This is a genomic window from Clostridium sp. chh4-2 (assembly GCF_002899675.1).
Taxonomy (GTDB): Bacteria; Bacillota; Clostridia; order Lachnospirales; family Lachnospiraceae; genus CHH4-2.
Map to the genome: position 1 here is coordinate 16,791 of NZ_PKUU01000019.1, position 23,246 is coordinate 40,036.

Below are 23,246 nucleotides of genomic sequence, written 5' to 3' on the forward strand. Positions count from 1 at the left end.
AGAACAGGATAATGTTAGGAACAAAAATTCGTGTACAGCACAAAGTGGTTTCAGATTATACGGATGAACAGCTCTTATTTTTGACACAGATGGGCGTTAAATATGTATATGTAATGTTTAAAGATGAGCATACGGATTATGATTCAGTTATGCGTTTTATGGAAAGGCTGAATAAATTTGGTTTGGTAGCGACAGATGCGGGCAACACCGCCATTTATAAAAATGCGGCAATGCATCTGGCTCTGCCCGGACGCGATGAAGCGATACAGCGCTACAACGATTTTAACAGAGTTCTGGGAAAAGCGGGAATCCGTATTGTCTATATGACATGGGAACCAAACCAGGTGCTTACCACGCGTTTTGGCGTAGGGGAACATACAAGGGGCGCAATCGGAAGAATTGTGGATATTAAAGAATTGGAAACACATCCATACAGCCATGGAAGATTATTTACAAAAGAAGAGATGTGGGATAACTTCAAATACTTTTTAGACCGCGTTTTACCGGTCTGCGAAGAAGCCAATGTAAAGATTGCCCTTCATCCTAACGATCCACCTGTGGCCTGCCTGAAGGGAATCAGCAACCTGATCACTTCCGCAGCCGACTATAAACACGCATTCGAGCTGGCTGGAAACAGCCCGTATCTGGGAATGAAGATGTGTATCGGATGCTGGCTGGAAGGCGGAGAAGGCTTTGGAAACGTTCTGGAAGACATCAAGTACTTCGTAGAACAGAAAAAAGTTCTGATCGTACATTTCCGCAACGTCAGCGGCACAGTGCCGTATTTCGAGGAAACTCTTTTAGAGGACGGCTATATGGACATGTACAAAGTAATGAAACAGTTCGTATCCTGCGATTACGACGGCCTGATCCACGTAGACCATGTGCCGATCTATGCGCAGTCCTGCGGCGGAGAAGATTCCTCCGTTGCATACAGCCTGGGCTACATGAAGGCACTACTAAACTGCGCAATTGCAGAAGTAAACATGTAAATCTTTATTTAGTTTAGAAAGAAACGCCGGAAAGAAGGGGGAACCTGGGCGGGCGGCGGAAATCATAAGGAATAGGGGATTCGAGTTTCGACCCTAAGAGGTACTAAGGCCGCCAGAAACGGAAAAAGGCAGAGCGGCGCCCATTCGCAGTGAACTCCTGATGACTTCACTGCTCAAGGGGCGCCTCAAATACTGATTCGGTATTCAGTATTTGTCTGCCTTTTTCCGCTTCTGCCGACCAAGTACCTCTAAGGGTCTGCAAACGATCCCCTATTCCTTATGATTTCCGCCGCCCGCCCAGGTTCCCCCTTCTTTCCGGCTGTTGCTTGGCTAGCTGAGGAAAAAAGATTTAGTCGATGGAAGAGTAAATTTTACATCAAGGGTGAAGGTATTTACGGAAATGCCTTCACGATTTAATGTAAAGGGTGAGGTCATTTTGCGAAATGCCTTGACGTTTAAAGTAAAACCTGAAGTCGTTTCTGAAAATCCCTTCATCATCTATGTAAATTTGGCTTTACGTAAGTACCAATGTATAATATTGTTTTTAACCAGGCTAGCGAAAACCAGCACGGAATCGGGAGGCGGAGCCGGGAGAGGCAGGTCGGAGGAGCCGTCCGGGCCGGAGAAGGAAGTATGCCGCCGTATGGGATCGTATGGAACCCCTTTAGAACTACTTAGGCCCGTAAGGGCAGAACGAGGCAGGTAAAAACTGATTTCCGTCTCAGTTTTTAAACCCCCATGCCTTCACACCTGGCACCACCATAAATGAAACTGTTTGACTGTGAGGGATTGATTGTATTATCAGTTATGACTATACTGGACTTAACGGCAAAAATCGCGTTGCTTTTGGGCTGGCAGCCCGTTTTTTAAACTGATTTTAGGTACTCTCATTTGCACCACCATCTGTCTAGCCGCTTGCGGCAGAAGGACGTACAGTAAAATAATAACTGACAGAGTACCGTGCCGTAAATTTATCCTGGAGGTGTCCATATGGAAAAAATTTACGATAATTGTTGTGGGATTGATGTGCACAAAAAACTCATCGTTGCCTGCTTTCGGAAAGGTAGCAAGCAGGAAGTTCATGAGTTCGGTGCCACTACTAGAGAGATTCTTGAAATGACAGACTGGCTCAAAGACGGCGGCTGTGAGATCGTCGCTATGGAGAGTACAGCCTCTTATTGGAAGCCTTTATATAACATCCTTGAATCTTCTGAACTGAAAGCTATGGTGGTTAATGCCCACCATATGAAAGCAGTTCCAGGCAGGAAGACGGATGTAAAAGATGCAGAATGGATTGCTGATCTTCTTCAGCATGGCCTGCTTAAACCAAGCTATATTCCGGATAAGGACCAGCGGGAACTCAGAGAACTGGTCCGTTACCGCAAAAGCCTTGTCGGCGAGCGCAGCAGGGAGCTAAACCGCCTTCAAAAAATGCTGGAAGGTGCCAACATCAAATTATCTGGCACAGTAGCTGACATTAATGGGAAAAGTGCACGCCACATTTTAGAGTTTCTGCTTACCGGAGAATCCATGGATGAGGCGCAGTATGACAGGATGTATAAAAAGAATCTGATTTCTCATAGCCTCAAAGCATCAAAAGAACAAATCATTGATGATCTTAATGGTGTTATGACTCCTCTTCAGCGCCGGATGATGAAAGAACTGCTGATTCATTTGGATGAGCTCAATATCCATATCAAAAATTTGGATGATGAGATTGATAACTTTATGAAGCCGGAAGAAAAACAGGCAGCCGAGGCGATCCAGAGCATAACCGGGATCGGGAATACCAGCGCCCAGGCAACCATTGCGGTTATTGGTGCAGACATGAGCCGGTTCCCTACAGACCGGCATATTTCTTCGTGGGCAGGATTATGTCCTGGAGATAATGAGAGTGCCAAAAAGAGGAAGGCAGGCAAAACCAGAAAGGGGAATGCGCTCTTGCGGACAACCCTGATTACGTGTGCTCATGCCGCGGTAAAAAACAAGAATTCCTACTTCTATGCCCAGTTTATGCGGATCAGCGCACACCGGGGAAAGAAGCGAGCCTATGTGGCAGTCGCCCATTCAATGCTGATAGCCATTTATCATATCCTGAAGGATGGTGTGGTTTTCGAAGATTTAGGAGCCGATTATTACAACCGGTTCAATAAGGAACGCAAGATTAATGCGTACCTAAAAAAATTAAAAGCACTTGGCTGGGAGGCCCCGGCAGCTACCGCCTGATCCATTCAGCTAAGTTCAAAAAGAATGTGAAAAAGCTTGATAGGGGTAGTCTGCGCTTTTTTAGCTCCCCAGAAGGTTATGTTTCACAGTAAAGCGCCGCTGAGCAGCGAAGTCATCAAGAGTTCACTGCGAATGGCGCTGGCCTGCCTCGTTCTGTTCTTACGGGCCTTAGTTGTTCTTAGGGGCGAATCCCGAATCCCATACGGCGGCATACTTCCTTCCCCGGCCCGGACGGCTCCTCCGACCTGCCTCTCCCGGCTCCGCCTCCTGGTTCTGTGCGTACCTTCCGCCAACCCCGTTAAATAACAATTTTACTTTGAAGTGATTGCTTTTCCGTATTGGTTTAGATAGGGTGTGCAGGTTTCGTATGGAACGGTATAGGTGAAGCCTCCTGAAGCGTAGCTGCCCAGTTCATAGGCATTGAATACAAAGGTGAAGCCTGTTTCGTCCAGGAGCCAGTTGGTGTTTAAATCGTAATTCTGGAGAGTTGTCTGGTAATCGGGGAACAATGCTTCCTGGTCATTGTTGGCCCATATCTGGTTGAGGATTTCCTGTTTTAAAAATGATTGAAACTGTGAGGAATCAACTGCGATATCCGAAAGTGACAGGCTTAGTCCGGTGAACATATCAAAGTTATAATAGAGAAGAGCCTCATAGCCGTGAACGCCGCCGTAATAATCATAGCTGTCCACACAAATTCCCAGAACTTTTCCTGTATTAAGGCCGACGGAATAGCTGGAGGACTGTTCATATGGATAGGGGATATCGTATTCGTCATTATCACTGGTTACGGAGGTGATCATGTCATCATTGATCTTCTTGTTTGTGGTTTCAAAAAATTCGTTGATTTTACCGGCGCCATCCAGCCCTTTGGCTGGTGTAATTTGAGGGTAAGAGATATCGATGTAGCAGATATCATTGCCGGCGTCATTTTTAAGGACATTGGTGATTTTACTTTCTGTTATGTATGCGGGGCCTGAGGTGGAGGCCTTCAGGCGGTCTAAACGGCTCTTTTCCAACAGACTGCGAAGGTCGCTGTTATCGTAAACTTTTACAATATAATTAGGATAGGAGGAAACGTCCTCTTTTATGGTGGTATAAGCCCCTAACAGATTGGGGGTATCAGCCATCATATCAGCGTTCATATTATTCCAGTATATCAATGCGCCATACTGCTCCAAAGTCTGTTCTGCATAGCTCATGGCTTCCGTCATGGAGGTATATTCCCCGGTATTGCCTGTATCCGAAGACAAATCCCTTCCATCGCTGTCCACAGTTCCCCAATGGGTGATGAAACGCAGGTTGACCGGTTCACCGGAATCTTTCAGCTCAACCAGGTGCTCGCTTTCGGAATAGTTGTGCCGGAAGCCTGTTTGAAGCTGAAAACGGCTGCCGATTACCTGATAAACCCGGATCTCACTATAGGCATATTCCATATTGGTGTCGGCGCCGGTTTTAATGCAGAGATACCGGTCATCGCCGTTCATATAATTCATGGCGGCGATATAGCCGAAACACTGGTCTTCCAGCGTACCCACATCTTTTACAATGTGTTTTTCAGCAACAGCACCATGTTCCAGCTGGTACAGACAGAGGTCAAAGGATTTATCGCTGTAGGTATAAGTGCCGTCGCCCCCGGTTTTCTCGTCTGCGCGGCTGATCACGACTGCCATATCGAGAGAGGAATCCTTATTCAGATCATCAATTACAATGCTTACAATTCCTGTAAATGGAGAAGGGTCCCACATATTCTCCTGCCATATATAGGAATCGTAAATGCTTTTATCCAATTTCGCTGTTCCATAAGCCGGGATCAGGGTTTCAACAATATATTTCTGGTAAAGTTTCCGTTCATTTTCTGTCAGCGTTTCTTCTTCGGACTCCCAATCACGTTCGGGGAGATATTTTTTACCAATTTCGTATAAATCGCGGGCTTCCGAAAAATCTTTATCTTCCATGCGGATTTCTGCCAGTTTTGTGATAACAGCTCCGCTGTCGCCGATGATATCTTCCCGGTCTTCATATCCGGAAGTGACGATATCTACCGCCCGTTCCAATATCCTGGCGGCTGACTCTGAGTCATCCAGGCCCAAATAGGCGTCGGAGAGCTCTATGTATGCTTCCAAATTCCTAGGATCGATTTTAATGGCGGCCTGATAAGCGATAACAGCCTGCTCATAATCCATCTCATCCAGGTAACGCTGTCCGGCAGCAAGCTTCATATCATACCGTTTTTGGTTGAATTTTTGCATACAAAATGGTGTGATCAGTACCGCAGCCAGTATTACAATCAGAAATGCAGCGGCAATTAAGATTATTTTCAATGTTTTCTTTGGCTTTTTTTCCGGCGGAGGGGCAATAATAAGATCCTCCTGCTGTTGGCCGCAGTGGCGGCAGAATTTTGTGCCGTCCGGCAATTCTTTGCCGCAATTAGAACAGTACATAGTATTTTACATCCTTTCAATCGGAATCATTTTTGCCTGAAGTATAAGGTATACGCATCATTATACCAAATAACGGAAGCACAGGACAGAGCTTTGTATAAAAAAATGATTTTTTTTCAATTTCTATATTGACAAATGCCGCATAATAAAGTAAAATAACCACTGTCGCGGATATGCCTTGGTAGCTCAGTTGGTAGAGCAGAGGACTGAAAATCCTCGTGTCACTGGTTCGATTCCGGTCCAAGGCATTGTACTCTTTTGGAGTGCATTGAATACTTTAAGAGTTCCACGCGGGTGTAGTTCAATGGTAGAACACTAGCCTTCCAAGCTAGATACGTGGGTTCGATTCCCATCACCCGCTTGACGGATTTTAAAATCCGTGTTATATTATATTTTGTGTATGCGCGAGTGGCTCAGTTGGTGGAGTACGACCTTGCCAAGGTCGGGGTCGCGGGTTCGAGTCCCGTCTCGCGCTCTTTTTATGCCCAGTATTTACTGGGCTTTTTTGTTGTTGTGTTGCATCGTATTTTCAAAGTATGTGTCAGTGATGTTATCAACTCTTTTCCGCTCTTCTGAAAAAGTTTGCATATATATTTTTTTCATTACCTTATCAGACTTCCATCCACCACGTTCCTGGGCGTATTTGTCAGGGATCCGGAGCAGTGCCATGATTGAGGCATTCAGATGTCTGAGGTCATGGAAGGTAATGTGTTCCATGCTGTTATCATCCTGCAGCTTGATCCAGCGGTGATATAAAGCCTTGCCGCTGATTGGTACTAAGTCATCCACATCAACACGATCAATCAGATCTTTTATGTAAGAAGGAATCCGATGCCGCCGGTTTCTGGGTCCAGCACAAAAAAGTCTTTCTTCACATCCATAACCAGCTCCATCAGAACAGCGGTGGCAGCTGGTATTTTATATTTAATAAGCAGAGGAGGACTGTAAAATGAGTGAGAAGACTAAAAAGTGGTTAAGAGCTGCGGGGATCCGCGCGGTTAAAACAGTAGCACAAACGGCGGTTGCTACGATCGGTACGGCCGCAGTACCGGGGATGTAAGTTGGGCTATGGTGGCATCTGCCTCTGTATTGGCCGGAATCTTGTCATTATTGACATCTGTGGCCGGCCTTCCGGAATTGGACAAGCCAGCCTGAAAGGAGGTGGTCCCTTATCTCCCGGCCGACAGGGTTAAGCTGGAGCTGTTGCGATGTCGCAACGGTTGTAATGTCACACCTTTTTTGGGCCTGGAGAGATCCGAGCCTTATCAAGTTTCCTAAGCTGTATGTAAAGTAATTGTAATAGTATGAGCAAAGAACTTACAATTATTTATATTCAGTACTATAATGGCAGTAAGTATAATACAAGGAGGAAAAAAGATGGAGATAAAAAAGCTACTTACCCCGTATAACCATAAGGAAGGAACTGCTGACAGGATCAAATATATTGTCATCCATTATGTAGGAGCTACAGGTAGCGCTGAAGCTAACTGTAAATGGTATGCTGGTGGTGATCGCAATGCCTCTGCACACTATTATGTTAATTTTGATGGAAGCATCTGGCAAAGTGTGGAAGATCACAACATTGCCTGGCATTGTGGAGCAAAAACATACGTGCATCCGGAGTGCCGCAATGCGAATAGTCTTGGAATTGAAATGTGTGTTCGGAATAAAGGAAGTCAGGCAGATACGAGCCATGATTGGTACTTTGAGGACGCCACGGTTCAGGCGGCGATTGAACTGACTAAGGAGCTGATGGCAAAGTACAACGTTTCTGCAGACCATGTAATTCGCCATTATGATGTAACGGGTAAAATCTGTCCAAATCCATATGTTTACAATACAACAAGCCATACATGGATGGAGTTTAAAAATGCATTAGGAGTTGGAAATACAAAGAAATCGGGTTGGATGGAAGAAAACGACGGCTGGCGCTTTTATCTAGGGGATACTGGAAATTATGTATCAAATAATTGGTACAAGGATAAGGATAAATGGTATTGGTTTAATGGGGATGGAATCATGGTGTCGGATACATGGTATCAATACAAAGGAGACTGGTATTATCTTGGCACAGATGGAGCAATGGTAAAAGGTTTACGCGAGAGCGAGGGAAAATGGTATTACCTGGATCAGGAGGGTAAGATGACAACGGAGCCAGTGACATTGACACCAGATGAGGATGGAGCATTGCAGTATCCGGGACTGGTAGAGTAAAAAAAGGAGCGAGGCTATAAACCTCGCTCTTTAATGCAAATAAAGTAGTTTAGCATACTATTACAGTTGTGTATTTGATAATTTCATTATGTGCTGGCATAAGCGGTGAAGAAATATTTTTATAATATGGAGACAATGCTAAATATAGGTATATCCGAAATCATGTGAAATAGTATTTGTCATTCCATTAAAAATTTCTATGGTTTCTGTATAAAAACTATCAAAACCAAGCATTGTTTTAAAAGTTTCAAGTTCATCATCTGTCAAAATATTTCCGAATAGCGCATCAATCCGTTCTTCCCAAGCTGCCTCATCCTTAAACCTTTTGGAACCTGTAGTATTATCTGATATTATAAAGATCCGATACTTTCCACAAGGTACGTTATCAAATATATATTGTCCAAATCCATCAACTTTTGCATAATATACGCCGTTGGCGCCTTTGGTGTTCATACACATGGATAAGTTTTCATTATTCCCGCCTTTTATACTATAATCTAAAGGTATTAAATATACGAGGGCTCCTACATCTGCCTTAGTGCCAATATATTTATTATATTGCCATGTAACATTTCCCTTAACAGTACCATAGCCTGTAGGTTCAGGTATTTGTATATCAACAAAAGCATTAGTAGTTTGAGAAGAATTTGCATGTTGAGGAATGCTTTGATCCCATACCCCATGCTGGTCAACGGTATACCCATCGGGAGTTGTAGTAGATATTAAAAATGCTCCATCAGGACCAGCATAATAATATTTGTTATCATCAGACAGTACCCATTGATTTGTCACCATAATCCCGTCAGAATTGGTGTAATAAAAATTTCCATCTGTTTCAATAATTGCATTTACAGCAATATTGCCGTTCTCATCCATAAAGAACCAATCATTACCTGATTGCTTCCATTCATTAGTAACAATTGAACCATCTTCAGAACTATAATACTTCCAGGAGCCATTCTCTGATTGTTCCCATCCTGCCAATGCGGTGAATGAACAAACACTACTTAATAATAGAGTTGCTAACATGATTTTGAAACTTGTTTTTTTCATACCCACTTCTCCTTATATATAATAATATTTAATTACAGATACATGTTTATTATATCACAATAATACGAAAATGTAACTATCAGAAAAAAATAAAGAAAGATATCAAATTGTGACAAAATTAAGAATATACCTGTTAAGACATTAAAGCAGAACAATAATGAGAGCAGGTCTGTGGTGACCTCGCCTTTATCTGTACAATGAATTTCGTGTTGCATTTCCGTGTTGCATACCCATATAAATATGCATATTTCTTCTTATATTAATATGAAAGTTTAGACATATACAAGATCAAGAATGTCGTATTTACAAGGAATATCGGTATTATGCAGTTTGTGCTCATAGATAAGACCGGGTTCGAGTCCCGTCTCGCGCTCTTTTTATGCCCAGTATTTACTGGGCTTTTTTGTTGCGTAAAAGACAGTAATGATTCAGCCTTATGATGTCTGAACAGCTGTAAAAGCTGTATAGGATTTTGAAAACCACATATTGCAATATTTTCTGTAAAACCATATAATCAAATTATAAGCGGAATGCCCTGAGTGCCATATAAAAATCAGGAGGAATTATGGCACAGAAGAAAACATTTCAGGACCGGGGAGATTTAGCAAAACGAAGCCGGTATCATCAGGCGGAGATGGATATTGTTTCACTGAAACCGGGTGAAAGTTTTGGTGATTTAAAGCCTTGTTATGTAATTTTTATCTGCACATTCGATCCATTTGCAGATGGAAAATATTGTTATACATTTGAAAATCGCTGTATAGAAACTGGGAAGCCCCTAGGAGACCAAGTTACGAAGATTTTTCTGAATACCAAAGGAAAAGATTCGGATGGAGTTTCACAAGCTTTGATTCATTTCCTTCATTATGTGGAGGAGAGCACGGATTCTTATGCAAATGAAACCAAAGATGAAACAATTATAAAAATCCATGATAAAATCAGCCGAATGAAGGCGGATCGGAATTTGGAGGTGAAGTATATGACCATAGCGGAATATATGGAAGATGAGATGGCAGAACTCCGGACCGAAATACTGGAAGAGGGACGGGAAGAAGGCGGGGAAGCCATGCTTACCCTGATAACCAGAATGATGGCAGATGGGATCGAAAACCCGGTAGAACGCCTTCTGGCAGATGAAGCCTACCGGAAAGAAATGCTGGACAAATACAATTTAACTCTTTAAATCTATAATATCAATTCATAGGAGCCCCGCCTTTTCGGGCGGGACTCATGTCTGGCAGACGGTTATCTGCCAATCAAATGATTTCCCAAAACATTTATAAAAATATGATGGCATAAAGGGGCATTTTGCTTATATTTACGCAATAAAAAATGGAAGTAATGGGGCTCGAACCCATGACCTCTCGCGTGTGAGGCGAACGCTCATCCCGGCTGAGCTATACTTCCATACAACAATTATAGCACTGTGATTCAGAAATTCAATAGGAAGTTTTAATTGAAATATATTCTTGAATGTGATATGCTGACACTATAAAACTGTGTACGTACACAGTCTGGATATAGGGGGAGTTTATGATGGATAAGATTGAAAATGAATGTTTGATTCTGGAAGCGGACAGACGGGGAGCGGAACTGAAGAAGATACTTGTAAAAGGGGACCCAGAGAGATCCGTATTATGGGACTGTGATCCTGAGATATGGCCCTGGACGGCCCCGGTGTGCTCGCCGTGGTGCGGGAAGATCAACGACGGTTACTTTGAAGCGGAGGGGAGACGATATTCCGCAAGAGAACATGGTTTTGTAAGAGAGTATGGGCACGAGCTGGCGGAACAGTCAGATCATATGCTGAGATATCTGTTTCATTGGAAGAAGAATGAGGAACGGTGGCCATGGGATTTTTCCTTTGAGACGGTTCATAAACTGGAGGGCAGTCAGATAATTACTACCTGCACGATTACCAATGAAGATCAGAGGGATATGCCCGCACAGTTGGGATTCCATACAGGGTATGCATGTCCGTTAATTCCGGGGGAAGATATTACCCAATATCAGTTCCGCTGTCAGAAGGCGGGAGAGCTGCGGGGCAGCGATGTGATGCCGGTCACGAAGAATTTATTTGACAACAAGAGGATTCTGTTTGAACAGCTGGAATCAGAGTGGATTCAGCTGGAGCGATGCGATGGGAGCTGCCGTGTCAGAGTGGAGTGCAAAGGATTTCCTTATGTACTGCTTTGGAGCATGCCTGGAATCCCCGGGTTTGTCTGCATTGAGCCGTGGAGCGGATATAACGGCTCCGGAAACCGCCTGACAGACCGTCCGGGCACAAGAATGCTGGGATATAAGGAATCGCTGAGCTGCACCCAGGTGATAACCGTGGAATTTTAGATGGAGGCAGAGGATGTCTGATATTACGATTAGGGAGATTGCAAAGATGGCGGACGTGTCCATCGGCACCGTGGACCGGGTTTTACACAACCGCGGCAATGTTAAAAAGGAAAAGGCCGACCGGATTCTGGAGATCTGCCGCCAGATGAACTATGAACCCAATATGCTGGCCCGTGCGATGATGCTGAGAAAAAAGAATCTTAAAGTGGCAGTAATCATGGAGGAACCGGGAGAAAACGTATTTCAGCTCAGCTTAAAAAAGGGCCTGGACCAGATTTGTGAAGAGTGGAAGGATTATAATATTTCCATGGAGTATTTTTATCTGAAGGAGCAGACATGGAACGGGCAGGCGGCATATATAAAGCAGGTATCGGAAGGACGGTATGACGGCCTGATTATCAAGCCGGTGAATCATCCGCAGATAAGGGAACTTCTGAGCGAGATGACAAAATCGGGTATTCCGGTGGTGACCTGCACCTCGGAGCTGGAAGATTTTACCCCACTCTGTTATGTGGGGCAGAACCATGAGAAAGAAGGCCGCATGGCCGCCAATATGCTGTTAAAATGCGTTCCGGACCTGGAATCCGTTTTAATTCTGACAATAGAAAAGAATGTTTTGGCCCGTGTGCAGAAGATCAAAGGATTTCAGGAGTATCTTACTGAGTACAGGAAACATTTTCCGGTGCAGGAAGTGATCGAGTACAGAGAAGACGCCAAAGATGTGTACAAAAAAACGCTGGATGCGCTGAAAAAGTATCCGGATGTCCAGGCGCTGTACGCTCATACAAGGTATCTGGATGCCGTTTATCAGGCGGCGGAGGAGACCGGAAGGGGACAGGATCTGGCTATATTTTCCTTTGGTTACCGCGAAAATGTGGGGAGGTATTTAAGAGAAGGAAAGATCACATTTGCCATTGAAGAAAATCCTTATCGCCATGGATATCTGGCAGGAAAAGAGATATTCAACTACCTGATCAGCAATAAGATGCCGGAGAGGGAAAGGCGCTATGTGGATTCACAGATTTTGATAGAAGAATCTGTTATGTAATTTATCGGAAGGAGATAAGAATGAAGGATATATTAGTGTTTATCAGTGACCAGCACAGCCCGTTATGGTCTGCTTTTGGAGGGGGGAAGGCGGAAACCCCTGTTTTGAATGAGGTCTGCGCATCCGGCACCAGTTTCAGCCAGTGCTACACTTCCTGCCCGCTCTGCGTTCCGGCCAGAATGTCTATGCTGACTGGGAAACTGCCGTCTAAGAACGGGGTTATGACTAATTTAGATACGATTCCGGATATTATGCCGACATTTCTGCATCCGTTTGTGGAGGCCGGATATGAGACGGTTTTGATCGGCCGCATGCATTTTGTGGGAAAAGATCAGAGGCATGGGTTTACCAAACGGCTTGCTAAAGATATGACTCCCGTTTCCTGGAACCGGCCGGTGGAGAAGCTGAAGGAGGAGCGGGGCGTGTTTAACGGGACTTATGATGCCCGGGGATGCGTTAAGGTGATTGGAGGAGGGGAAACTCCTGTTGTGAATTACGATGAGACGGTGATACAGACGGCCTTGGATTATCTGAACCAGGATCACGAAAAGCCTCAGCTGATTGTGGTGGGGACGTATGCGCCTCATTTTCCTTATGTGGCTCCTGCGGCGCTCTATGAAAAATATAGAAAACGTGTTTCGCTTCCTTCTATGTTCCACGAAACCCCGGATTATTTTAATGCGGTTCTGGAAAACAGGAAGAATATAGTGGATGAAGAAACTGCGCTGAAGGCTCAGGCCGCCTATCTGGCTCTGATTGAATATACGGATCAGAAGATCGGTCAAGTGCGGGAGGCGTTCCGGGAATTTACGAAAAAGAGAGGGAGTAAGCCGTTGTTCTGTTATCTTTCCGATCATGGAGATCAGGTGGGTGAGCGCGACATTTTTGGTAAATGTACATTTTTCGAGGCATCGGCTAAGATTCCGATGATGTTTGAAGGGGACGGTATTCCTCAGGGAAAACAGATTGAAGAGCTGGCGGGTATTATGGATTTGGGGCCGACGCTGTGCAGCTGGGCAGGCGTTTCGCAGGTGCCGGGCCAGGATGGGGAAAGTTTGATTCCGGTTATGAACGGTCAGAGCTCTGACCGCATGATTGTGAGTGAAATGTTGGAAAAAACCGGCGGAAGGTCCCATTACGGTCTGATGCTCCGAAGAGGCAAGTGGAAATACATGGTATACAGCGGATATGAAGACCGGGATATCTTATTTGATTTGGAACAGGATCCGAAGGAGACGGAGAATGTAATTCACGATTATCCGGAAGAGGCAAAAAAGTTCAGGGATTATTACAGAGCCGGCTTTAATGCTTCCGCAATCGAGCGGGAACAGGCCGACCGTGCACAGGCGGCAAAGTGGATGGCTGCCTGGGAAAAGCAGGTGGGGGTCGATGATTCGGAGCGGTGGAGCGGGAATACCGCCAAAGAGTATCCGAAAATTGGGTAAGGAGATAAAAGCTCCGTGAATAGAGTGCCGCTGTGGGCGGCGGAAAAGAGGAAGGTATGAATGTATTATATTTGAATACACACGATATAGGCAGATATCTTGAAACATATGGTTATCCGGTGAAAACCCCTAACCTTTTGGAGCTTTCTAAGGATGGGATGGCATTTACCAACATGTATTGTGCCAGCCCCACCTGTTCGCCCAGCCGGGGAGCTATGCTGACGGGACAGTATCCTCATAACAACGGGCTGATCGGATTGTCGCACCGGGGATTTCAGATCGATGGCAGTCATCATATGGCGTCTTATTTTAAAGAACGCGGCTTTGAAACGGTTATTTCCGGCGTTCAGCATGAGGTCAAGCTTCATGAAGAGGAGAAGCTGGGATATGAGAGATGCCTGAATCCGCAGGAGTATTACAGAAAAGATATGCCTCAATGCGATCTTTACACATGGCAGGATGAGATGGCGGCGGAGAATGCGGTTTCCTACTTAAAGGCGAGAAAAGAAGGGGACAGGCCGTTTTTTATGGCGGTTGGTTTTGGATGTACGCATAGGGAGTATCCAAGGGTGCCTGATGATTATGAAGTTGATTATGTGCAGGTGCCGAAAGCGCTTCCCAATAACCCGGAGATCAGGCGGGATATGGCTGCCATGATGATTTCCGTCAATACCATAGACCGCCTTTGCGGAGATATTGTCAGTGCGCTTAAAGAAGCCGGTGAATATGAAAATACGGTTATTTTCTTCACCACAGACCATGGGCTTCCGTTTCCAATGATGAAATGCAACCTGTATGACGATGGAACCGGAGTGTCATTTCTCATCAGATATCCGGGAATGACGCGCAGGCATTGTGTCAGCGATGCCCTGCTTTCCCATGTGGATGTATTTCCGACCATTTGTGATATTATGGGCATGGAAAAGCCTGATTGGCTCCAGGGAAAGTCATTTTTGACGATTTTGGACGGTGAGGAGGCTGAGATCAATGAGCAGGTGGCTTCAGAGATCAATTATCATGTGGCTTATGAACCGGTCAGATGTATAAGAACCCACCAATACAAATATATCTTCAGAGGTGATAACGCATACGATTTTCCGCCGCCTGTACATATCGACGACAGTGCGTCAAAGGAGGTGTTCCATAGGTATGGATATTTTGAGCGGGCCAATGCAAAGGAGGAGCTGTATGACCTGATGCTGGATGCCCAGGAGAGGCATAATCTGGCTGGAAAAGAAGAGTACCGGAGCGTATTGGAAGAGATGAGAGGGCGGCTGTCCCGGTGGCAGGAGGAAACCCGGGATCCTCTCTTACAGGGAAAGGTAAAACTTCCGGAAGGAGCGATCTGCTGTACAACAGATTCATACAGCACAGGTTCCCAAGTGATGCTTCCCGAATGTAAAAAATATGTGGCGGCATTGGCCGGTGTGCTTCAGAATAAAATTGACGTATAGATTTCTTTGATTCTCCTGTCATTTATGGTAAGATAACAGGAGAAGGAGGGAGTTCCATGAACTTGAAAGAACAATTATATGTCTGCACGCTGGCCAGGTGTCAGACGATCTCCAAGGCTTCAGAGGAACTTTATATTTCCCAGCCGGCTCTCAGCGTGTATATCAGCAATCTGGAAAAATATTTAGGGATGAAGTTATTTGAACGGACCGGCAAATGTTTCATACTCACGCCCATCGGGGAAGAGTATGTAAAAAGAGCGGAAAAAATGCTGGAGATGAAAGCGGAATTTGACGAGCTGGTGGAATTGGCATCGGGAAAACGGAACGGCCAGATCCGAGTAGGAATACAGATGCGCAGGGCGATCACCACAGTGCCCTACGTTCTGGAGCGTTTTATAAAGGAATATCCTGATATTGAACTCACGTTCCGGGAAGGCAGGCATGCGGAACTGGTTAAGATGTATATGGATAATTCGATTGATATGATGGTTGGCGTCTATAAGGATGAGCTTCCCGGCTCTGATTATATTGAGATCGGGCAGGAACAGGTTCTGGCGGCGCTTCCGGCCGGACACAGTGCAAATCAGAGCGCTTATGAGATACCGGGAAGCCGCTTTAAGCACCTGAATGTTTCCTGCCTGGACCGGGAGACATTTATTCTTCCTCAAAGAGGACAGAGCCTGAGGACTACCGCGGAGCGCATCATGGAACAGGCCCAGATAAAACCGGGGCGCATTATAGAGATCAGCAATTTTGAGACGATTATGTCCATGGTGGAAAAGGGACTGGGCATAGGATTTAACAGGCTCGGATATATCGGCAATATGGACAGATTTAAACACATCAATTATTACCTGATAGGGGATGAACCCTATTGTTCCAGATTGGTAATAGCTTACAGAAAGGGGTTTGTATTTCACCCTTATACAGAGCGTTTAGTAGAACTGCTGAAAGAATACTGCGGCTGTAATTATTAAAAATGCATAAAATGTATAAAGAAAAACTAATAATTGATTAAAAATTATCTAATGGTGCTGGAATTAAATCTTTTGTATACTTAGAACATCAAACTATTTTAGGAGGGTTCTTATGAAGCAAAAGAAAAAAGGATTTAAAATGCCGCACAGCTTTGTCATTGTATTTTCAATTATTGTTGCTGCGGTTCTGATGACATGGATTATTCCTGCGGGTGAATATGTTCGTGTGGAAAACGCTCAGGGAATTAAAGTCATTGATCCGACACAGTTTAATTATTTACCAAGAAGCGCGGTTAATATTTTCCTGATTCCTCTCTATATCGTAAAAGCATTTATCAAGAGAGTGGATTTGCTGTTGGTTATTCTGTTCTCAGGCGGCGCGTTCCATATGCTGACAGAGTCAGGCGCACTGCAGGCGGTAATCGCAAAGGCAGCGAAGAAATTTTCTAACAATCTTTATGTATTTATTCCAATTCTGACATTAATTTTCGGTCTTGTATGTACGACACAGGGTGTTAATATCTTTATCGCATTTGCACCGGTTATGGTTATGATGTCTCTCGCTATGGGACTGGATTCCATCACTGGCGCTGCGATCATCCTGTTGGGCGGAGCGATCGGTTTCTCAACCGGTACATTAAACCCAAGTACCACGGTTGTTGCTCAGAAGATTGCTGAACTTCCGTTGTATTCCGGTATTGTGTACAGAGCAGTCTGCTTCGCAGTTTACTACGTTATCACCAATATTTATCTGATCCGTTATGCATTAAAAGTGAAGAAAGATCCTACCGTCAGCCCGATGTATGACCTGGACAAGGACAATGAGCTGAACACGGGAAGTGATTTGGATTCTTTTGGAACCATCGATCTGAGAAAGATTCTTATCATCCTCACACTGGTTGCATCTTTAGTTGCCATCGTTTACGGAAGCGTACAGATGGGATGGGATATGCCTGAAACGGCTGCTATCTTCATCGGAATGGCAATTGTGGTAGGTGTGATTGCAGGATTTGATGGAAACACCATTTCTAAGAATTTCTTAGAGGGATGTAAAAAGATGCTTTCCGCAGCTATTATTATTGGTCTGGCACAGGCTATCAGCGGAATCATGACAGATGGAAAGATTATCGATACTGTTGTACATACTCTCGCAGGCGGCTTAAATATTGTTCCGGCCGTACTTCAGGCGCCGGCTATGCTGATTGCCAATACCATTATTAATGTGTTCCTGACATCCGGTTCAGGACAAGCGGCAGCAGTTATGCCGATCATCACACCTTTGGCAGACTTAATCGGTATGACACGTCAGACTGCAATCCTTGCTTTTAACTTTGGTGATGGTTTCTGTAACTATATTCTTCCTACTTCAACAGCCCTTATGGGAATTATCAGTGCGTCCAACATTCCTTATGACCGCTGGATGAAATTCATGTGGAAGATGTTCTTAATCTGGCTGGCTGTCGGAGCAGTGCTTTTGATGATTGCCCAGGCAATGAAATTTGGTCCTATGTAAGTAATCGCAGTCTGAAGGGAGAAAATTAAGTGAAAGAAAAATTATTTAGTATCGTTGATGAACAGAAAGACAGATTGGTTTCCATGGCGGATACCATATTTGACAATCCGGAATACGAAGGCGAAGAGGTAATGGCTGCCGGTTTATTGACCGATTATCTGAAGGAGCAGGGTTTTGCTGTTGAGATGGGAGTCGGCGGATTTAAAACGGCATTCCGCGCGACTTACAGTCATGGAGAAGGCGGTCCGGTGATCGGTATTCTCTGTGAATACGATGCGCTGAGAGGTTTGGGACACGGATGCGGCCATCATATGCAGGGCCCTTCCTGTCTGGGCGCAGCAGTGGCGTTAAAGGATATGGAAACCGACCGTCCATTTCAGCTGATCGTCTATGGCACGCCGGCAGAAGAGACATTCGGTTCCAAATGCGCGATGATAGAGAACGGCTGTTTCAAAGAACTGGATGTGGCATTCATGATGCATGGCGCTCCAAATACATGTACCGATGTGAAATGTCTGGCTCAGAACAGCTTTACGATCACATTTAAGGGCAAAAGAGCTCATGCAGCTTTAGCACCGGAAAAGGGAAGAAGTGCTTTGGACGCGCTGCTGATCGCATTCCAGGGAATCGAGTTTTTGAGAGAGCATGTGCCGGATGACGTGAGAATGCATTATACCATAGGAGAGCTTCCCGGACCGGCCAACGTGGTTCCGGCCAAAGCTGTTGGAGAGTTTTCGATCCGTTCCTTCTCCAAAAAGACATTGGAAGAAGTAACCGTCCGTTTCCACGATATCATTAAGGGAGCCGCTTTAATCGGCGGAGTGGAGTATGATTCAGTGGAAGGCACCACGTTCTTTAACAAGATCCCCGTTCTCCTTTTAAATGACCTGTTGATGGAAAATGCAAAACTGGCCGGTGCAGTTCAGCTGGCACCGCCAAGAGAAAAAACAGGTTCCACAGATTTTGGAAATGTAATGTACGAAATTCCAGGTTCCTGCATCCGCGTGGCTTTTGTCCCGGAAGGAACCGCGTCTCATTCCCAGGAATATGTGGACGCAGGCAAGACGGAAGCTGCTCATAACTGTATCATTCATGGTGCCAAAGCGATTGCCGGAGCGGCATATGATCTGATTATGACAGACGGACTTATGGATAAAGTAAAAGAAGAATTCGCCGAGAGCAAGAAGAAAAACCAATAGGATGTATTGTTATTTAACGGGGAGGACGAAAGGGGTACGCCCGGAATCGGGAGGCGGAGCCGGGAGACGAAGGTCGGAGGGGCCATCCGGGCCGGGGAAGGAAGATGCAGCCAGATCGGATTCGGGATTCGCCCCTAAGAACAACTAAGGCCCGTAAGGACAGAACAAGGCAGGCCGGCGCCATTCGCAGTTAACTCTTTATGACTTCGCTGCTCAAGGGCGCCTTAGAAACTGACACGGAAATCAGTTTCTACCTGCCTCGTTCTGCCCTTACGGGCCTAAGATGTTCTAAAGGGGTTCCATACGATCCGATCTGTCTGCATCTTACTTCCCCGGCCCGGACGGCCCCTCCGACCTTCGTCTCCCGGCTCCGCCTCCCGATTCCGGGCTGGTTTTTGCTGGCCTGGTTAAAAACAATATTGGTGCGTAGGTGTTTATGTAGCACTACATTTATATAGATCGTGAAGGGATTTTCAGAAATGCCTTCAGGTTTTACTTTAAACGTCAAGTCATTTCATGAAAAGACCTCACCCTTTACATTAAATCATGAAGGCATTTCTGAAAAAGACTTCACGGTTGATGTAAAAAATTACTTTCCCATCCCCAAAATCTTTTTTATCCTCAGCTAGTCAAGCAACAGCCGGAAAGAAGGGGGAACCTGGGCGGGCGGCGGAAATAATAAGGAATAGGGGATCGTTTGCAGACCCTTAGAGGTACTTGGCCGGCAGAAACGGAAAAAGGCAGACAAACACTGAATTCCGAATCAGTAGTTGAGGCGCCCTTGAACGATGAAGTCATCAGGAGTTCATCGTGAATGGCGCCGCGCTGCCTTTTTCCGTTTCTGCCGGCCTTAGTACCTCTTAGGGTCGAAACTCGAATCCTCTATTCCTTATGATTTCCGCCGCCCGCCCAGGTTCCCCCTTCTTTCCGGCGTTTCTTAGTCCACTAAATAAAGATTTTCCAATCTTATTTATTTGACCACAAACCGGTATCCGAGGCCTCTTACAGTCACAATGTAGGCTGGTTTTGCCGGGTTTTCTTCGATCTTATTCCTGACGCGGTTTACATAAACCATAATTGTATTGTCGTCCACCGCAATGGTGTCTCCCCACACGTGTTCATAGATCGCCTCTTTTGTAAAAATCTGGTTTGGATTCTGTAAAAACAGAAGGAGCAGGCTGCTTTCCTTGGAAGAGAGAACCAGTTCTTCCCCGTTTTTATAAAATCGCATAGTTGAAGTATCATAAGTAAATGGGCCGCAGGTGATCATATTCATCATCTGGCCTTTATCCCGTCTGATCAGCGCTTTTACTTTGGCTCCTACAATCAAAGGGCGGAAAGGTTTCGTGATATAGTCGTCAGCGCCCAGAGAAAGACCATATAAAGCATCATAATCCTCATCACGTCCGCTGATTATGATCACAGGAGTCTGAATCCCCTGCTTCCGAATGAGCTTGATCACTTCGAATCCTTCCATATCTCCCAGCATGATGTCCATCAGAATGACATCATAAGAATTGTTCTTCAACAGATCCAGTGCTTCCTGACCGCTGGACGCGCTGGCTGTCTCCAAATCATTGCTTTTCATAACCTTTTCCAAAAGAGTTCTGATCGCTGAATCATCGTCTACAATTAAAACTTTATCCGCCATAATATAATATCCCTTGCATTATATGAATTTCGTTTCTACAATAGTAATTACATTATAATAGTTACTGATAGACAAGTCAAACAAATAGCCCCTAAATACGAAAATGGAGGTAACAGTTCATCCTTCCCATACCTGCACCGGGTCCGGCCGTTTCCATAGCCGTTCCTATTCCGGTTTCGGGCATAAGCGATTCTAAATGTGCAGGATTTTTCTAAAAACCAAGAAAAATGTCCAAACTCGCTCCGCTCAAACAGATGGACATTTCCCTTGAACGAAAAATTCTGCGCATTAAGAATCGCTAATACCCTGCAAAGTCATAGGAACGGCTATGGAAACGGCCGGACCCGGTGCAGGTATGGGAAGGATGAACTGTTACAAACAGAGGTATCCGCAAAATGACAAAATGCTACAAATGCAGGAACGGGCAAGGTGATATATGAAAATAGAAAAAATCAAAACAGAAAAGAACAAAATAGAAAAGAAAGAGATAAAAAAGAAAGTATCCATAATGGCAAAGAAAAAAGCCGTATGGGCGATCGTTTTGCTCTGGATATTGATGAATGCCGGTTTGGTTGTGATTGGAATCAGCATTTGGGATGATTATAAGATGACTGTAATCAACCAGCAGAAGAATCAGATGCTGCTGACCTCCGAATCAGTTGCCAAAACCATGGAAATCTCATTGGAGAGAAATGCCGCCGATCTGAACCAGCTCTGCATGGTGGCGGAAGAAACTTCCAAACACCCGGAGATGAAGCATTTTAAAGATCAAATGTTCCAAAAATATATTGATGAGCAGGAAAACTTTGTGACAGGCATCATAGTCAGCAAAAAAGACGGGACAGTGACCAGAAATACCCTTGGGATTGAGATTGAAAAGAAGTTTGCCATAACAGATATGGGAAATGGAATCCAGATGACCCAGTGCAGGGGAAATGACGGCAATATCTATTTCCTGTTGGGAAAGGAGCTGGAATCCGGAGACAGAATCAGCCAGGTTATCGACGCTGACCGTTATTTTAATACCTTGATTTCCGATATTAAGCTGGGAACCAATGGATATATTATGGTTAAAAATTCGGCCGGAATCATTTTGATGCATCCGGTGCCGGAGCAGAGGGGAATAGATGCTGTCGGGGACAGAAAGGCCATGTACAATGTTCAGGACTTAAAAAGCCTGGAACATATGCTTCAAAATCAGTATCAGGGAAAAAGCGGGGTTTCCGAGTACATATCCTATTGGTGGGCTGACAGCAGTCTGCCGAGGGTTAAGAAAATTTCCGCGTATACACCGGCGATGATCGGCAGTGATTTCCTGATTATCAGCGCAGTTATGGACTACAATGACATCTATGTGCCGATCGCAAACGGATATATCAGGATCATCGCACTGCTCCTCGTGATGTTCCTGGCCATTTTGGCGGCGGCGGGGTATTTTGTAAGGCTGCTGTTTCAGCGTCAGAAGGATTCGGAAGAGATCGCATATCTGAAAGAATTAAATGGAATTCTGGAAGAAACCCAGCGAAGCGAGGAAATCATCGCCCACCAGCAGAGACTGCAGATTATGGGCACCATGACCGGGGGAATTGCGCATGAATTTAACAACCTTTTGACCCCGATTATGGGGTATGCGGATCTGATGATGGCCGAGCTGCCGGAAGATTCGGAGTATTTTGAGGATGTGGCGGAGATTTATGATGCGGCTGTCAAGGCCAAAGAGATTATCCGGCAGATTTCTTCCCTGAGCCGCAAGAACATGGAAACGGCCTATAAAGCCATTTCCGTGAAACAGATGATGAAACGGGCTCTTAAAATGGTTCATTCCGTCTGTCCGTCCAATGTAAGCCTGCTGGATGAGACAAAATTCGATACCGAGTGGATTTTAGGCAATGAAACCCAGATGAATCAGGTTATTTTAAATATCTGCGTAAATGCGATTCATGCTATCGGCCATGAAGACGGGCAGATTACTGTGAGCGGGGAAAAAGTGCCGAGAGAAGACCTGCTGAATCTGCCCTTGGGCAGCACGGTTTCCGATATGTGGAAATATTTTGTTCAGATTGATTTTAAAGACACGGGATGCGGAATGAATCAGGATGTACTGGAACAGATCTTTGACCCATTTTTTACCACGAAGAAAAATGGTAAGGGCACGGGCCTTGGTTTGTCTTTAGTGGAGCAGATTATCCATTCCCATAAAGGCTACATCTATGCGGAAAGCGAGCAGGGAAAGGGAAGCATTTTCCACATATTCCTTCCGGTTAATGAAAATGCCCTCAGTGAGACGGAACAGGAGATTCCATCGGTTCAGGGACGGAAAAAGATTCTGATTGTGGACGACAATGCCAAAGTGCTGAAGCTTCTGGAAAAGAACTTTAAGAAGATCAATCTTTCCATGACCGGAGCGGTAAACAGCCGGGAAGCATTGGAAGCTTTGGAAACGGAATATTACGATGTGATGGCCATAGATGATTATCTGGCAGATACCAGCGCCATCGATTTCTGCATGTCCGTCCGCATGAAATATCCTCATATGATAAAGCTGGTGATGACTGATAAGATCAGAAAAGAGATTTTAGAGGCAAAACAGAAAGGAATTATAGAAGCTTACGTTGAAAAGCCGGTGTCTGTTGCTTCTATATTAGAGGTGCTCAGAAACCTTAACGTATTTTAAGGCTAACGTT

18 protein-coding genes and 4 tRNA genes are annotated in these 23,246 nt (G+C 45.0%); 16 read left to right on the forward strand and 6 right to left on the reverse strand.

Features of this window, described 5'->3' with window-relative positions:
• The first annotated feature begins 11 nt into the window (after nucleotides 1-11).
• Together C0033_RS18270 and C0033_RS18275 are read left to right on the forward strand one after the other, a co-directional pair.
• Nucleotides 12-992, forward strand: a complete 981-nt coding sequence (locus C0033_RS18270; protein WP_103229345.1) for a mannonate dehydratase — start codon at nucleotides 12-14, stop codon at nucleotides 990-992.
• A 990-nt stretch (nucleotides 993-1,982) separates the two neighbouring features.
• Nucleotides 1,983-3,218, forward strand: a complete 1,236-nt coding sequence (locus C0033_RS18275) for an IS110 family transposase (RefSeq protein WP_103229346.1) — start codon at nucleotides 1,983-1,985, stop codon at nucleotides 3,216-3,218.
• A 168-nt stretch (nucleotides 3,219-3,386) separates the two neighbouring features.
• On the opposite strand, the gene C0033_RS27155 is transcribed toward C0033_RS18275, so the two are convergent.
• Both C0033_RS27155 and C0033_RS18280 read right to left on the reverse strand, forming a co-directional pair.
• Nucleotides 3,387-3,527 (reverse strand): hypothetical protein, encoded by a 141-nt coding sequence (locus tag C0033_RS27155; RefSeq protein ID WP_180994809.1) that lies wholly within the window; start codon nucleotides 3,525-3,527, stop codon nucleotides 3,387-3,389.
• 2 nt (nucleotides 3,528-3,529) lie between these two features.
• Nucleotides 3,530-5,662, reverse strand: a complete 2,133-nt coding sequence (locus tag C0033_RS18280; protein WP_103229347.1) for a DUF3298 domain-containing protein — start codon at nucleotides 5,660-5,662, stop codon at nucleotides 3,530-3,532.
• Between the two features lie 175 nt (nucleotides 5,663-5,837).
• Here C0033_RS18280 and C0033_RS18285 point away from each other — a divergent pair.
• From C0033_RS18285 to C0033_RS18295, 3 genes are all read left to right on the forward strand, one after another.
• Nucleotides 5,838-5,910 (forward strand) — tRNA-Phe (locus C0033_RS18285).
• A gap of 42 nt (nucleotides 5,911-5,952) precedes the next feature.
• Nucleotides 5,953-6,023 (forward strand) — tRNA-Gly (locus C0033_RS18290).
• 41 nt (nucleotides 6,024-6,064) lie between these two features.
• Nucleotides 6,065-6,137: transfer RNA gene (locus tag C0033_RS18295), tRNA-Gly, on the forward strand.
• 17 nt (nucleotides 6,138-6,154) lie between these two features.
• Here C0033_RS18295 and C0033_RS18300 read toward each other — a convergent pair.
• Nucleotides 6,155-6,451 carry a tyrosine-type recombinase/integrase gene (locus C0033_RS18300; protein WP_242984544.1) on the reverse strand — a complete coding sequence of 99 codons (297 nt, stop codon included), beginning with the start codon at nucleotides 6,449-6,451 and terminating at the stop codon, nucleotides 6,155-6,157.
• Nucleotides 6,452-7,039: 588 nt separating this feature from the next.
• On the opposite strand from C0033_RS18300, the gene C0033_RS18310 reads away from it, so the two are divergent.
• Nucleotides 7,040-7,876: a peptidoglycan recognition family protein gene (locus C0033_RS18310; RefSeq protein ID WP_103229349.1), complete on the forward strand. Its 837-nt coding sequence runs from the start codon at nucleotides 7,040-7,042 to the stop codon at nucleotides 7,874-7,876.
• A 138-nt stretch (nucleotides 7,877-8,014) separates the two neighbouring features.
• Here C0033_RS18310 and C0033_RS26750 read toward each other — a convergent pair whose 3' ends face one another.
• Nucleotides 8,015-8,929 carry a hypothetical protein gene (locus C0033_RS26750; protein WP_146043789.1) on the reverse strand — a complete coding sequence of 305 codons (915 nt, stop codon included), beginning with the start codon at nucleotides 8,927-8,929 and terminating at the stop codon, nucleotides 8,015-8,017.
• 565 nt (nucleotides 8,930-9,494) lie between these two features.
• Between C0033_RS26750 and C0033_RS18320 the strand changes: the two genes are divergently transcribed.
• Nucleotides 9,495-10,112, forward strand: coding sequence for an Rpn family recombination-promoting nuclease/putative transposase (locus C0033_RS18320; protein ID WP_103229350.1), 618 nt, complete (start codon nucleotides 9,495-9,497; stop codon nucleotides 10,110-10,112).
• Nucleotides 10,113-10,262: 150 nt separating this feature from the next.
• Here C0033_RS18320 and C0033_RS18325 read toward each other — a convergent pair.
• Nucleotides 10,263-10,336 (reverse strand) — tRNA-Val (locus C0033_RS18325).
• A gap of 126 nt (nucleotides 10,337-10,462) precedes the next feature.
• Between C0033_RS18325 and C0033_RS18330 the strand changes: the two genes are divergently transcribed.
• The 8 genes from C0033_RS18330 (at nucleotide 10,463) to C0033_RS27160 (ending at nucleotide 19,059) form a co-directional block, all read left to right on the forward strand.
• On the forward strand, nucleotides 10,463-11,275 hold the full coding sequence (locus tag C0033_RS18330) for a hypothetical protein (protein ID WP_103229351.1): 813 nt from the start codon (nucleotides 10,463-10,465) through the stop codon (nucleotides 11,273-11,275).
• 13 nt (nucleotides 11,276-11,288) lie between these two features.
• Nucleotides 11,289-12,323, forward strand: a complete 1,035-nt coding sequence (locus C0033_RS18335; protein ID WP_103229352.1) for a LacI family DNA-binding transcriptional regulator — start codon at nucleotides 11,289-11,291, stop codon at nucleotides 12,321-12,323.
• A 20-nt stretch (nucleotides 12,324-12,343) separates the two neighbouring features.
• A complete protein-coding gene (locus C0033_RS18340; protein WP_103229353.1) occupies nucleotides 12,344-13,768 on the forward strand; it encodes a sulfatase-like hydrolase/transferase in 1,425 nt (474 codons plus the stop codon).
• Nucleotides 13,769-13,824: 56 nt separating this feature from the next.
• The gene (locus C0033_RS18345; RefSeq protein ID WP_146043790.1) at nucleotides 13,825-15,222 is read left to right on the forward strand and encodes a sulfatase; all 1,398 of its coding nucleotides are present in this window, start codon (nucleotides 13,825-13,827) and stop codon (nucleotides 15,220-15,222) included.
• A 56-nt stretch (nucleotides 15,223-15,278) separates the two neighbouring features.
• A complete protein-coding gene (locus C0033_RS18350) occupies nucleotides 15,279-16,199 on the forward strand; it encodes a LysR family transcriptional regulator (RefSeq protein ID WP_103229355.1) in 921 nt (306 codons plus the stop codon).
• A 112-nt stretch (nucleotides 16,200-16,311) separates the two neighbouring features.
• Nucleotides 16,312-17,712 (forward strand): Na+/H+ antiporter NhaC family protein, encoded by a 1,401-nt coding sequence (locus C0033_RS18355; RefSeq protein ID WP_242984545.1) that lies wholly within the window; start codon nucleotides 16,312-16,314, stop codon nucleotides 17,710-17,712.
• Nucleotides 17,713-17,741: 29 nt separating this feature from the next.
• Nucleotides 17,742-18,911: a M20 family metallopeptidase gene (locus tag C0033_RS18360; RefSeq protein ID WP_103229356.1), complete on the forward strand. Its 1,170-nt coding sequence runs from the start codon at nucleotides 17,742-17,744 to the stop codon at nucleotides 18,909-18,911.
• Nucleotide 18,912: 1 nt separating this feature from the next.
• Nucleotides 18,913-19,059 (forward strand): hypothetical protein, encoded by a 147-nt coding sequence (locus tag C0033_RS27160; RefSeq protein WP_180994810.1) that lies wholly within the window; start codon nucleotides 18,913-18,915, stop codon nucleotides 19,057-19,059.
• An 822-nt stretch (nucleotides 19,060-19,881) separates the two neighbouring features.
• Here C0033_RS27160 and C0033_RS18365 read toward each other — a convergent pair.
• The gene (locus tag C0033_RS18365; RefSeq protein WP_103229357.1) at nucleotides 19,882-20,562 is read right to left on the reverse strand and encodes a response regulator transcription factor; all 681 of its coding nucleotides are present in this window, start codon (nucleotides 20,560-20,562) and stop codon (nucleotides 19,882-19,884) included.
• A gap of 436 nt (nucleotides 20,563-20,998) precedes the next feature.
• On the opposite strand from C0033_RS18365, the gene C0033_RS18370 reads away from it, so the two are divergent.
• The gene (locus C0033_RS18370; RefSeq protein WP_103229358.1) at nucleotides 20,999-23,236 is read left to right on the forward strand and encodes an ATP-binding protein; all 2,238 of its coding nucleotides are present in this window, start codon (nucleotides 20,999-21,001) and stop codon (nucleotides 23,234-23,236) included.
• Nucleotides 23,237-23,246: the final 10 nt, after the last annotated feature.

Bases quoted from the DNA above. Each gene is read 5' to 3' on its own strand.
- C0033_RS18270 (WP_103229345.1), top strand. From the start codon at position 12: ATGTTAGGAACAAAAATTCGTGTACAGCACAAAGTGGTTTCAGATTAT.
- C0033_RS18275 (WP_103229346.1), top strand. From the start codon at position 1,983: ATGGAAAAAATTTACGATAATTGTTGTGGGATTGATGTGCACAAAAAA.
- C0033_RS18280 (WP_103229347.1), bottom strand. From the start codon at position 5,662: ATGTACTGTTCTAATTGCGGCAAAGAATTGCCGGACGGCACAAAATTC.
- C0033_RS18310 (WP_103229349.1), top strand. From the start codon at position 7,040: ATGGAGATAAAAAAGCTACTTACCCCGTATAACCATAAGGAAGGAACT.
- C0033_RS26750 (WP_146043789.1), bottom strand. From the start codon at position 8,929: ATGAAAAAAACAAGTTTCAAAATCATGTTAGCAACTCTATTATTAAGT.
- C0033_RS18320 (WP_103229350.1), top strand. From the start codon at position 9,495: ATGGCACAGAAGAAAACATTTCAGGACCGGGGAGATTTAGCAAAACGA.
- C0033_RS18330 (WP_103229351.1), top strand. From the start codon at position 10,463: ATGATGGATAAGATTGAAAATGAATGTTTGATTCTGGAAGCGGACAGA.
- C0033_RS18335 (WP_103229352.1), top strand. From the start codon at position 11,289: ATGTCTGATATTACGATTAGGGAGATTGCAAAGATGGCGGACGTGTCC.
- C0033_RS18340 (WP_103229353.1), top strand. From the start codon at position 12,344: ATGAAGGATATATTAGTGTTTATCAGTGACCAGCACAGCCCGTTATGG.
- C0033_RS18345 (WP_146043790.1), top strand. From the start codon at position 13,825: ATGAATGTATTATATTTGAATACACACGATATAGGCAGATATCTTGAA.
- C0033_RS18350 (WP_103229355.1), top strand. From the start codon at position 15,279: ATGAACTTGAAAGAACAATTATATGTCTGCACGCTGGCCAGGTGTCAG.
- C0033_RS18355 (WP_242984545.1), top strand. From the start codon at position 16,312: ATGAAGCAAAAGAAAAAAGGATTTAAAATGCCGCACAGCTTTGTCATT.
- C0033_RS27160 (WP_180994810.1), top strand. From the start codon at position 18,913: ATGTATTGTTATTTAACGGGGAGGACGAAAGGGGTACGCCCGGAATCG.
- C0033_RS18365 (WP_103229357.1), bottom strand. From the start codon at position 20,562: ATGGCGGATAAAGTTTTAATTGTAGACGATGATTCAGCGATCAGAACT.
- C0033_RS18370 (WP_103229358.1), top strand. From the start codon at position 20,999: ATGAAAATAGAAAAAATCAAAACAGAAAAGAACAAAATAGAAAAGAAA.